11 protein-coding genes and 1 pseudogene are annotated in these 11977 nt (G+C 64.4%); 10 read left to right on the top strand and 2 right to left on the bottom strand.

All coding sequences use genetic code 11. The annotated features are described in order from the left end of the window. Positions 1–80: 80 nt before the first annotated feature. The 5 genes and pseudogenes from ACWFRB_RS08710 to ACWFRB_RS08730 form a co-directional block, all read left to right on the top strand. On the top strand, positions 81–878 hold the full coding sequence (locus ACWFRB_RS08710; RefSeq protein WP_452640315.1) for an SDR family NAD(P)-dependent oxidoreductase: 798 nt from the start codon (positions 81–83) through the stop codon (positions 876–878). A 58-nt stretch (positions 879–936) separates the two neighbouring features. Then, entirely contained in the window at positions 937–1992 is a 1056-nt protein-coding gene (locus tag ACWFRB_RS08715) for a 3-keto-5-aminohexanoate cleavage protein (RefSeq protein ID WP_452640316.1), read from the top strand. Positions 1993–2094: 102 nt separating this feature from the next. After that, positions 2095–2679, top strand: a complete 585-nt coding sequence (locus ACWFRB_RS08720) for an RBBP9/YdeN family alpha/beta hydrolase (protein WP_452640318.1) — start codon at positions 2095–2097, stop codon at positions 2677–2679. Beyond that, positions 2676–3077: a carboxymuconolactone decarboxylase family protein gene (locus ACWFRB_RS08725; RefSeq protein WP_452640320.1), complete on the top strand. Its 402-nt coding sequence runs from the start codon at positions 2676–2678 to the stop codon at positions 3075–3077. The genes ACWFRB_RS08720 and ACWFRB_RS08725 overlap by 4 nt, the downstream gene beginning before the upstream one ends. Positions 3078–3125: 48 nt before the next feature. Further along, positions 3126–3248 (top strand): annotated as a pseudogene (locus ACWFRB_RS08730) (CoA-transferase); the annotation flags it as partial. 253 nt (positions 3249–3501) lie between these two features. Here ACWFRB_RS08730 and ACWFRB_RS08735 read toward each other — a convergent pair. Next, positions 3502–4359 carry an alpha/beta fold hydrolase gene (locus ACWFRB_RS08735; RefSeq protein ID WP_452640321.1) on the bottom strand — a complete coding sequence of 286 codons (858 nt, stop codon included), beginning with the start codon at positions 4357–4359 and terminating at the stop codon, positions 3502–3504. A gap of 97 nt (positions 4360–4456) precedes the next feature. Here ACWFRB_RS08735 and ACWFRB_RS08740 point away from each other — a divergent pair, with 97 nt between their 5' ends. The 3 genes from ACWFRB_RS08740 (at position 4457) to ACWFRB_RS08750 (ending at position 8491) form a co-directional block, all read left to right on the top strand. Next, complete coding sequence (locus ACWFRB_RS08740) at positions 4457–5062, top strand: TetR/AcrR family transcriptional regulator (RefSeq protein WP_452640322.1); 606 nt, start codon at positions 4457–4459, stop codon at positions 5060–5062. Between the two features lie 973 nt (positions 5063–6035). Next, a complete protein-coding gene (locus tag ACWFRB_RS08745; protein WP_452640323.1) occupies positions 6036–6659 on the top strand; it encodes a TetR/AcrR family transcriptional regulator in 624 nt (207 codons plus the stop codon). 155 nt (positions 6660–6814) lie between these two features. Then, a complete protein-coding gene (locus tag ACWFRB_RS08750) occupies positions 6815–8491 on the top strand; it encodes a CocE/NonD family hydrolase (protein WP_452640404.1) in 1677 nt (558 codons plus the stop codon). A 1281-nt stretch (positions 8492–9772) separates the two neighbouring features. On the opposite strand, the gene ACWFRB_RS08755 is transcribed toward ACWFRB_RS08750, so the two are convergent. Continuing rightward, the gene (locus tag ACWFRB_RS08755; RefSeq protein ID WP_452640325.1) at positions 9773–10111 is read right to left on the bottom strand and encodes a hypothetical protein; all 339 of its coding nucleotides are present in this window, start codon (positions 10109–10111) and stop codon (positions 9773–9775) included. Between the two features lie 362 nt (positions 10112–10473). Here ACWFRB_RS08755 and ACWFRB_RS08760 point away from each other — a divergent pair, with 362 nt between their 5' ends. Both ACWFRB_RS08760 and ACWFRB_RS08765 read left to right on the top strand, forming a co-directional pair. After that, the gene (locus ACWFRB_RS08760; RefSeq protein ID WP_452640326.1) at positions 10474–10932 is read left to right on the top strand and encodes a hypothetical protein; all 459 of its coding nucleotides are present in this window, start codon (positions 10474–10476) and stop codon (positions 10930–10932) included. Between the two features lie 581 nt (positions 10933–11513). Further along, a complete protein-coding gene (locus tag ACWFRB_RS08765; protein WP_452640328.1) occupies positions 11514–11924 on the top strand; it encodes a hypothetical protein in 411 nt (136 codons plus the stop codon). Positions 11925–11977: the final 53 nt, after the last annotated feature.

Consider the following 11977-nt stretch of genomic DNA (forward strand, 5'->3'; position numbering starts at 1 on the left):
CGGTACTCCGGTGCCGGTGCGGATCTCGCATATCCATGATTAGGAGCAGTGCAATGCAGCTACTCGACAAAGTCGCGGTCGTGACCGGAGCAGCACAGGGGCTGGGCAGGTCGATCGCCCTGGCCATGGCGCAGGAGGGCGCGGACCTCGTCCTGTGCGACCTGCAGGAGGACAAGCTGGCCGAGGTCTCCGCCGAGATCGAGGCCCTGGGACGGAAGAGCCTGGCCCTGCGCTGCGACGTGTCCTCCAAGGAGCAGGTCGCCGAGATGTTCGCCCGGGCCGCCGAGCAGTTCGGCACCGTCCACATCCTGGTCAACAACGCGGCCCGGGTGCCGAACTCGCCGGCCGACGAGGTGCGCCGCAGCCGGCACTACGCCTATGTGACCACCCCGATGGAGCGTCAGTCCATGGGTATCACCAGCAGCCTGACCGACGACGACTGGCTCAAGTGGTGGGATGTCAACGTGCACGGTGTCTTCTACTGCACCCGTGAGGCGCTGAAGTTCATGGAGCCGCAGGGCTACGGCCGCATCATCAACATCGCGTCGATCGCCGGCACCTCCGCCGCGAGCGCGCACAGCCCCGGCTACTCGGCCGCGAAGGCCGCCGTCGCGAGCATGACCAAGACGGTCGCCCTCGACGTCGCGGGCGCCGGCGTCTACGTCAACGCCATCGCGTGCGGCGGCGTCCTCACCCCTCCATTCCAGGCGTACCTCGACCAGGCCACCGAGGAGGAGAAGGGCAACCTCTACCAGATGGTCCCGGTCGGCCGCCTGGGCAGGCCCGAGGAGTACGCCTCGCTCGCCGTCTACCTCGCCGGCGAGAACCACTACTGCGTCGGCCAGGTCATCAGCCCCAACGGCGGCGTCATCATCTGAGTCCGGCCCGCACGAACTCTTCGAATACTTCCCGATTCCTCGACAGGAGCAGTTACCCATGAACTTTCACGACGACGCATTCTTCCCAGAGAACCAGGACAAGCTGGTCATCACCGTTGCGCCGTACGGCCCGGAGTGGGCGGTCGAGGATTTCCCCGAGGACCTGCCCCTGACGATGGACGAGCACGTCCAGCAGGCCGTCGACTGCTTCGAGGCCGGCGCCACCGTGCTGCACATCCACGTCCGCGAGGAGGACGGCAAGGGCTCCAAGCGCCTATCGAAGTTCAACGAGCTGCTCGGCCGCCTCCGCGAGGCAGTGCCGGAGATGATCTTGCAGGTCGGCGGGTCGATCTCCTTCGCCCCCGAGGGCGACGGCGCTGACGCCAAGTGGCTCTCCGACGATGTGCGCCACATGCTCGCCGAGCTGGACCCGAAGCCGGACCAGGTCACCATCGCGATCAACACCAGCCAGATGAACATCATGGACCTGATGACCCCGGGCGACATCAAGGGCACCTCCCTGGAGAACGCCGAGCTCGCACACACCTACCGCGAGATGACCGTCCCCGCGGGCCCGGAGTGGGTCGAGGAGCACCTGCGTCGCCTGCAGGCCGCAGGCATCCAGCCGCACTTCCAGCTCTCGTCCATCCCGCAGCTCGAGACGGTGGAGCGGCTGATCCGCCGCGGCTTCTACACCGGCCCGCTGAACCTGACCTGGGTCGCCATCGGCGGCGGCTTCGACGGCCCCAACCCGTACAACATGATGCAGTTCATCAACCGGGTCCCGGACGGCGCCTGCCTGACGCTGGAGACGCTGATGCGCAGCGTGCTGCCGGTGAACACGATGGCCATCGCGATGGGCCTGCACCCGCGTTGCGGCAACGAGGACAACCTGTGGGCGCCGAGCGGCGAGGTCAAGATCACCTCCGCCGAGCAGGTCCGCCAGCTGGTGCGCGTCGCCAACGAGCTCGGCCGCGAGGTCGCCACCGCCAAGGAGGCCCGCGACATCTACCGGATCGGCGAGACCTACGCCGATGCCGACGAGACCCTCGCCAAGCTCGGCTACGCGCCGAACCGTGAGCCCGGCCAGGTCGGCTTCACCCAGCACGCCTGATCGCCCCCGGCCCGAGCGTCAAGCGCCCTCTTGACGGAGTGGGGACACCGGTCGTCCTGGTGTTCCCGCTCCGCCCGGCTCAACCTGTGTGAAGGAAATGTAATGAGCAGCAACGAATCCCCGACAGTTGTGATCGTCCCCGGGCTCCGAGGCCATGTCGAGGACCACTGGCAGACTCTGTTGGCCGCCGGTCTCGACAAGGTCCGCATCGTCCCTTCGCTCGAGCAGGACAAGTTCAGCCTCGAGGCCCGTGTCGCGGCGTTGGACGGGGTCCTGGCCGACATCGACGGGCCCGTCGTGCTCGTCGCGCACAGTGCCGGGGTGATGATCACGGTGCACTGGGCCGCCAGTCACGACCGCCCGGTCGCGGGTGCGATCCTGGCCACCCCGCCCGACTTCTCCACGCCACTGCCCGAGGGCTATCCAACCCAGCCGGACCTCGACGCGAACGGCTGGATCCCGTTCCCGCGCAGCTCGCTGCCGTTCCCGAGCATCGTGGCCGCCAGCACCAACGATCCCCTTGCTTCATACGACACCGTCGTCGGTCTCGCGCAGGCGTGGGGCAGCCGACTCGTCGACCTCGGCGAGGTCGGACACCTCAACCCTGCCGCCGGATACGGCGAATGGCCCCGCGCCACCGAACTTCTCGACGAAATCCTCACTACCGTGGAAGAAGCGCGACGATGACAACCGACGCCGGCAACCTCACCGACTTCGTCGACGGATTGAAGGCGAATGGAATTTGGAACCCATTGTGGGACAGCCTTCTCGAGTTCGATCCAGAATGGACCGAGCACTATATGAGGGCGGCTGCGCAAACGTACGACAGCAAGCACCTCTCGCCCCAGGTGGTCCAACTCGTCTGCCTCGCCATCGACGTCTCCTGCACCCATCTCTACGCGCCCGGTGTCCGTCGACACATCCAGGACGCGCTGAAGCTCGGGGTGACGCCCCACGAGATCTTCGAGGTGTTGAAGCTGGCGACCACGGTCGGCCTCCACTCCGTGAACATCGGCCTCCCCCTTCTCCTGGCGGAAATGCCTGAACAGGCCTCCGATCGGGCCCAGACAACGGCCTCCTCGTGACGAGCGGTGGCCCGGCGGGTCGGTCGCGCGGCGTGAGGAGAACGGCGTCTGGAGGTGGAGCTGACCCCGCAGGGCACGCTCGCGGAGCGGCTGCGGGCCGGCGGCGCCGGCATCCCCGCGTTCTTCACCCCGATGGGTGATGATCCGTTGCACCACAACGGCTCCGCGGGAGGCAAGCAAGTTTGCCACCCGGTTGGCCTGTACGTCCAGTTCGGCGTATGTCAACAGCTAACGCATCGGCGACGGTGACAACGAAGCTGCCGAGTTCTCCCGGAATCCGGTTTCCACAACCGTTGTCGCAGAAGGCTACTGCGCGCCGAAGAGTGCGCGGTGGATCTCCTCGCCGGTCTTGCACTCCGGTCCAGGGAGGGTGGTTGCGGGGCCGGTGATTTCTCGTGCGGGGTTGCTTCGTGTGCGGCGACGGCTACTCGCAGGTGAGCTCAGATGTGGAATTTCGCGGCTGGGCCCAGAATTGGCGGAGTGCGGCAGCTACCTGCACCGGCTGCTCCAGGGCTGGAATCACGCGCGTGTCCGTGATCGTGACCTCTGTCGCGCATGACATCTGCGCCACCACGGCGCGTGCCTGTTCGGGTGTCCATTCGCCTCGGTCGTCGGTAGTGACGAACAGGGTGGGGCACCGAAGCGCACGTGCTGCCCACAGTAGGTCGGTGCGATTCAGGATGGCCGACCGGATCGCAGTGATGGTCGCGCCGCTCCCCGACTTTGCGAGACACTCGTCGATCAAAGCGACTGCCTCCAGATCATCCTTTCGGGTGGCGTCGGTCAAAATGGTCGACATAATCGCCGATCGGACCGGGCCGTGCGGGCCGAAAGCGCGGTAGAGCGGTAGCAGCAGACCTACCTTCAGCCGCAACGCAAAGCCGATGGGAAATGTCGGCGCGCTGATCGCGACAAGGCTGCGGATCATGTCGGGATGGATTGCTGCGAGTTCCATGCCAACGTGCCCGCCCCAGGCGTTGCCGAGCCAGTCGATCGGTTGTCCGCCCAGTTCGGCGGCGAGCGCCGTTATGACTTGCGCCGCCGCACGCGCACAGGCACTGATGTCCACTGGCTCGGTGAGCGCATCGCTGGCGCCACATGATGGAGCATCGATCAAGAAGAAGCGTCGACCAGGTAGGTGCGGCACCAGGCGGGACCAACTCGACGAGTCGACGAACATGCTGTGCCAGGCCACGACCGGGCACCCCTCGCCCACGATGTGTACCGCGAGATTGCCGAGGTCGGTGGGGATTAGTGCGGTCTTCCACTCAGCGGTTGTCATGGATCTGATGCCTCCCGGGAATTCTGCATTACTCAGAGTAAACTGAAATTAAGTTTCAACGTACACCACGTAAGGTGAATCTCGGTAGGCTGTCAATGTGGTGCGTGAGTACAGGTCGAAACTTCGGGAGCAGCTGGCCCTGGCCAACCGTGAAGCCGTGGTGGTGGTGGCAACGGAGATGTTCACGGCCCGCGGATGGGTGGCCACGACAATGGCCGACGTCGCCGACGCCGCTCGCCTAACCAGGCAAACGGTCTACCAGCAGTTCAATGGAAAACTCGCACTCCTCGACGCCTGTATTGCGCACGCCCTCGCTGGTGGAGACGGTTTGCGCGTGCGCGATCAACCGACATTTCAGGCGATGGGTGTCGGCGACCAGGCGACTCGCATTCGCGCCGGCGGGCACTGGTTGCGAGGTGCGCACGAGCGATCGGCGGCCATCCAGTATGTCCTCGATCAAGCGGCGGTGACCGACGGCGACGCGGCAGCCCGATTGGCCGTGAGGGAATCGGCCCGTTGGAACGAGGTCGCACACGCGTCGACCCTGATTGTTGGGCATCGACCGCATGATGACGTCATCGATGCAATGTGGGTACTGGCCAATCGTCGGTGGTGGTTGTTGCTGGTCGGCGAACGAGGCTGGAATGGCGATCGCTGGGAGCGATGGTTCGAGGACGCCGCCACCGCCACCTTCACGATGTGAAGCTCGGTCGGTCGGATCAAGCACGCCCGGCACCATGCTCGCTGACGCCGTGGCTGGCAACCCCCGGATGAGCGGACCTGAGGACCGCGGCCGGAGAGGGCGCCGCCACGAGTAAAGAGATCCGCAACGCCCCGACCGCAAACGACCGTGGCGACCGTGGCGACCTATCGGGGGCGCTGGTGTGGTCGCAGACCGTCCTCGTATTTGGCTTCCTGTACTGGGAACTCGACGGCGGAGGACCCGTGACCAGGCATTTGCAGCCCCCGACCCACCCAGATCTGGCGTTCCCCCAGCAGCTTGGCCCCCGCCTCGCGGCACCAGGATGGCGGCCGATGTTCGTCGACTACTTATATCTGGCCCTGACCAACGCGACCGCATTCAGCCCCACCGACGTCATGCGCTCCCGCGGTGGGCGAAGCTCACCATGTCCGTCCAATCGATCCTGTCGATCACCATCCTCAGCCCGGTCGTCGCCAACGCGGTCAACATCCTCGGCTGACACCGATTCACCCGCACCCGCTTGCCACACCGACTGCGAGCAACCTGGAACTCATCCCGATTCTGGGCGATCAGGAGCCTCCGTCAATTGCGATCGCCGACTGGTCAACCTATCCAATCCGCATGCAGCCCAGCACGAACCGGCATTGGTTAACACCCCTCCACCTATCCATTCGTCCATCTCCATATCGCCGGTCCACAGCCAGCCGCCAGCCAGTGCCACGCCACGCGCCGCCTTCATCCTGCGCCGCGGTGGCAGCGAGTGTTTGGCCGGGATTTCGGTCGCTGAAGTCACGGGAACCCAGAAGCCGCCGTGGCGTTCGAGCCCGACGGTCTTTTACCGCGTGGTCACCGATCGCAGCACGTTGTCGACGCTGTCCCCGAAGTTCGTCGTCACCGGTCAGCGGCGCATGCGACGACCAGCACTCCCCTCGATAGGATTGCGTGGACGCGACAACGAGGAAGGAGCGGTGACGTGGCCCGTACCTTGGGAGCCGATCAAGCTGGCCGTGAGACCCGCGCGCGGATCCTGAGCGCGGCCCTCCGACTGTTCTCCGAGCGTGGCTACGCCGGAACCTCGATCACCGCCATCGCCAGGACAGCCGGACTTTCCGCACCCGGTGTCCTGCACCACTTCCCGGACAAACAGACGCTGCTGCTGGCGGTACTGGAAGATCGAGGCCGACTCGTCGCAGACGAGCAAGACATCAGTTACGAAGACCTCACCCTGACTGACGCGCTCGAACTCATGGTGCGCACAGTTGAGGAAAACTTGCACGACCGCGAGGTCATTCGTTTGGAGCACCTGTGCGCGCTCGCTCCGGGCGACAGCTCGGAGTTGGCCCGGCAATGGTCGCGCTTGCGGCTGGACCGACTGCGCAGCGCTTCGGAGGTAGCGGCTGAGCGTGCATTGCGCAGTGGCGAGGTATCGGCAGTCGAGAGAAACGACATCACGAGAATGGCTGATCTGATTATCGCCACCCTCGTCGGGCTCGAACACCTGTGGCTATTGGACGAGAACTTCGACATGGTCGCGGGCATACGAACACTCACCAGCCTGCTCGCCAATCAATTCGATCTTCCCATGCCACAGGCTTGAACCACAAGCATACTTAACGATAATTAAGCTAGCTTTGCGTCCCATCATCACCTGTGCCACACTCGTGCGGATCTTGTTGCGAGAACAGGCGGGAATGGGACGTGGGATTCGAGCGAGTTCGGATTACGAAAGCTCTGACGGCGGTTGCAGTGTCTGTGTTCGCATTGGCGACGCTTTCACCGGGAAGTGCTGCTGCAGCCGCCCCAGTCGATGCGCACGCTGAGCCTAGGGATGTCACTGTCACACCGCTGTGGTTCGACGTCGCCACCGGACCCGACGGCGCCCACAGATGCACGATCGAGGGCGATCTGTACCGTCCGTCCGGTGCGTCGGCCGCCACGCCGGTCCCCGCGATTCTCTCGACGAACGGGTTCGGCACTTCCAAGGACGTCCTGGCTGGGACCGGGGCGATGCTCGCCGAACAGGGGTACGCGGCTCTGATGTATTCGGGTCTTGGATTCGGAGGCTCGACATGCAAAGTCAGTCTTGACAATCCCGAGTGGGACGGTCGTGCCGCACAGCAATTGGTGAGCTTCCTCGGCGGTGCGACCGGGATCGCGTATACCGATCCGGCGCTGAAGATCCCGGCCGCTCCCGTCGACTTCATCCAAGCCGACCACCGGGGGGCCTCGGGCCAACGACTCGATCACGATCCGCGGGTGGGGATGCTGGGCGGCTCGTACGGCGGCGCCGTGCAGTTCGCCGCGGCCGCGACCGATCCACGGATCGACACCATCGTGCCCATGATCACCTGGAACGATCTGAGCTACTCGCTCTCGCCCGACGGCGCCGTCGGCCCGGCAGGACGAAGCACAGGCGGCACCGGCGCCACCAAATCCACGTGGGCCGCGGCCTTTGCCGCCATGGGCGGGCTCTCGCCCGGCGTGAAGGGCTACCTCGCTGACCCGTCCCGAGCGCTCCCCTGCCCCAACCTCGCCGACGTGGCGTGTCCCGCGCTCGGCACCTCGCTGGCCCAAGGGTTCGCCGGAGTCGAAGAGGCCGCTTTTCTCCAATCGACCTCGGTCGCCGACTACATCGACAGGGTGCGCGTTCCCGTTCTGCTCATGCAAGCACAACGCGACACCCTGTTCGACCTTCAAGAAGCCACCGCCACCTACCGCGGGCTGAAGGAACGCGGCGTCGAGGTGAGCATGGTGTGGCATTACCGCGGGCATGCTGGTGGCGATCCGCGGCCGGGCGAGTTCGACGAGAAGGCACCCGATCGTGAAACCCAGTACCTGGTCTCCCGGTACATGGACTGGTTCGACCGGCACCTCAAGGGTGAGCCCGCCCCGTCGGCTCCCGAGTTCTCCTGGTACCGCGATTGGGTCTTCTACACCGGCAGCTCCGAACCCGCGTACGGCACCGCCCGCAGTCTCGACGACGCGGCCAGCCTCACCTCGTTCCCACTCAATCCCGGCGCCCAGCCGCTACATTCAGGCCCCGACGCGTCACCGCAGAAGGCCGTGACCTGGACCAGCGAGCCGCTCACCGGCCACCTTGAGCAGGTAGGGGCGCCGCAGGTCACCCTAAACGTCTCGGGGGCCTCAGCGGCAACCGCCGCCGACGGCGCCGTACTGTTCGTGACCATGCATGACGTCGCACCCGACGGCACCGCAACACGCGTCGGGAACACCGTTCCCACGCGCGTCACCTCCGACACCACCGTCGACGTGACGGTGCCCGGCGCCGTGCACCGTTTCGAATCGGGACACCGCCTACAGGTCACCGTGGCCGGGGCAGCCGAGGGCTTCCGTAGCGGATTGGTTCCCCGGGATGTGTCCGTCGCCGTCGCCAACCTCGAACTGCCAGTTGCTGGTGGCGCGACATGAACAACCCATGGGGACACGCGAGTCCTACCTCGCCGACCCCGACGGATGCACGGCTCACGCCTGATCACCACCCCTGCGCAAGCTCGAATGCCGCTGGTTGGATCGGTCCTGAAGTCTCAACCTCCCCGGGCCGCACACAGAATGGCAGCCCGGGGAGATAACGTCCACGGCAACGGGATTCGCGGGCACTACGCGAGATTTACACAGCTCGCGTGACACTCACCCGACGTGCCGGTAGCGCGCACTTCGCGCAAGGTTGAGGTCGACCGCGGGGTCTGGACTAGGAACTGTGCCATCGCCCATGAACTGTAGTAACAGTCGTCCCTCACCTCGGATCTCGTCAGCCAGATAGGCGCTCTACTGGCTGATCATGTCGGGGTGGGCCTCCACGATGATGCTGCACCGAGCGAAACCTGGCCGTTTCGGACCAACGTGCCGTTCTGGTCGCGGTTCGTTGAATCAGCGAACCACGCTGATTCCATCTGATCGATCGATGTCGCGGACTCAGCAGCAGCTGCCCAACCGCAGCATCTGGAACTCATCCAGATTTGTGTGACTAGGAGCCCCCGCTAAGTGTGATCACCAACTGGTCAACCTATCCAATTCGTATGCAGCCCTGAATGAACCGCCATAGGTGAACGCCCTTCCATCCATGTCGTCTCCCGTTCGTTCGTCGAGGGTGTTCACCCATCAACGCCCGTTGAGTTCACCAATTGGACCCGCTGCCGGGTCTCCGAGGCCGATTCCCCCTCAACTGGACCTCGCTGGCCCGATTCAGCGGACCTCCGACCCGACTACGGCGCGATTCGCATCCAGACTGGGCCGAGCGCTGCTCCCGAAAATAGCTACGGACGACCGCTTCCGCGATGTGGTCGAGGTCGAGCCGCGGAATCCGTGGATTTCGCTACCGGGGCGGGTCCCTATCTACCGGAGCGAGCGGCCGCCGACAACTCCTCATGCGGCACGAAGGCGAAGTTACGCCGTCGACGGGGGGCTGCGGCGCACAATCCAGCCGGGGAGAGCCGTGCCGGTCAACGCTCCGCTGATCGCCGCTCGTCAGAAGAAATCCGGGATCGGATCATTGTCACCATCCACGCTGGAGCAAGGACCAACACCAGTGTCCAGCCAGCGATTGCCATACCCGGCACATCAACGAAGGCGGCGCACAACACGCACAGCGTGATCATCGCGCCAAACAGTGGCGACAAGCGTCGACCATCCAATGACATCCTGCAAGGATGTCACAGCGTCGGTAGCGCCCTCCCCCGCATTCTGGCTCTTTCAATCTTCTCTATTCCGGAATCTGAACCAGATCCACAGCGACGATGCCGCGCCGATCAGACCGACGCTGGCGAGTGCTGATGGGCCCCATTCGATGACGAGAGTCGAGGCGTGAGTGCCCGTAGAGGGGAAGGTCAGTTCACAGCGCGACGCGACGATGACGACCCAGGCTTTCTGGAAGTTCGCTGGGGAAGCCACAACTGGATCGCCACCGGCCAGCATCGATGGCGGGATGATCGGCTGCGAGATGCACACTTCGATTGGGGCACTGACGGAGAACGCAGCGATGTAGACGACGAGGCTGACCGTGACGCCGAGCAATGCTAGCGCTTTGCGCATCTAGCGGCGTCCACTCGCGATTGGGGACGACCTACTCACCGCCGCTGGTGGGCGTCGGGTCGGCCCGGCGGCGGCGAACCACGTTCACACATTGCCAGCTCGTACCGATCACGACGAACACCCACAGCCCCAGCTGAATCCAGTTCCACCTCGATGCCTCCGTCGCGACGTCACCTATGAACTGTCTACCCAGAAACAGCCAGAGCGCCAACATGGCGAACGGAGCTCACTTACCGCTGAAGGTCACAGCCACTCCCCTGCTTCGATTCGTGTCCGGGAAACGACCGATTGTGGACCGCGAGCGTAGGACCGGCGTCAGTCACACTATGAACATGAGACATAGTGCTACGCGTCGAGATGGAATGCTGCGGGCCGTCGTGGCCTCGTGTATCGGCGCCGCGGTTGCCGTGCCTCTTCTTGCAGGGTGTTCCGACGCAGGTGACGAACATGCCAGCCCACCCGCGGTGACGGCCACCCCAGAGGAGGTCGTTCGCTCGTTTATCCAGGCCATCAATGCAGGCGATGCGGATGCCGGCCAACACTTGGTGGCCGACGACCGATGGAGCAGATTACAGCCATGGTTTCGCACGTCACTGACCGGCCGCCACCCTCATATCGATGACCTCACGATCCGCAATGTCAGCGCAATCACCACCGCGGGTACTGCCGCCGAGGGCTATCAACAGGGGATGTCTGTGCCTGTCACGTTCACCCTCAGCAACGCTGACGAATCCATGCATGACGGCCGAACCACCTGGGGCTATGTCCTTGGCCGCAACAGCGACGACGACAGCTGGCGAATTCTCGACAACGGAGTCTGATCGCCACTTTTCTCCCATACGCACCGATACACACCTGCTGCCCCAGCATCCGCAGCCCATCCGCAGCAACTGAAACTCATCCAGATTTGTGTGATCTGGAGCCTCTCCTAAGTGCGATTGCCGACCGGTCAACCTATCCAATCCGCATACAGCCCAGGAGTGAACTGACATTGGTGAACACCCCTCTCTATCCAGAGCCAGCCAGCCGCCAGGCCATCCACAGCCGCAATCCGTCCAGCGTTCCTCCATCCAACGCAAGCCCATGCCGAGCCAGCCAGCCGGCCATAGCTCGACCCTCGTGACGACGATGCCAGTCACAGTCGGTGGGACAGGATGTGTTCATGACGCGCAACAAGGATCCGCGACGTAGCGGAATGTGCGGGATTGTCGGACAGGTCCTCCAGGCAATCGCTGAGGGTGACCGCTGGTCGATGGCGCGGCGCACAACCGGCCGATTCCTCGAACAACTACTGGCAGCCGGGGAATCCGGCGACTCGCATCCGTGCCCACGCCTCCACGACGCACCCCGACTGCACATGTCCGAACACCCTCTTGCGGTCGTCGACGACGACGTTGCTGTGGTGATCGGCACCCTCACCGCACCGACCGAGCGCGACCCAATCCCCTTCGTTGCAGTCCTGATCGCCTCGACTGCCGACCCCCTGTGGTGGCGCGTTGAAGCACTCGACACCACCGCCGAGATCGACAGGGACATCCGCGTAGCGACTGTCCGTGGCGAATCCACGGAATCGGATGACACCGCGATCATCGCCCAACACAGCCCCCTCGACCCGAAGGCGGCTGCGATCGACTGGAACGACCCCACCGTAGTGCTCCGCACCCATACCAACGGCGTGTACACCGTCGCGGATGCCCTCACTGATCTCGCCAACTTCGATCGGTCCGCGTGGCCGTGGCTCGCTGACGAAGGCGTGACATTTATGGGTTGGTATCTTCGCGCCCGCCATCCCGGACTGGTCCGCGAACGCTGAACTCAGGACCAAGCACTCGACCACAACGGCAAATGGAACTCATCCAGATTGTG

The organism is Rhodococcus sp. NPDC055112, from assembly GCF_053607505.1.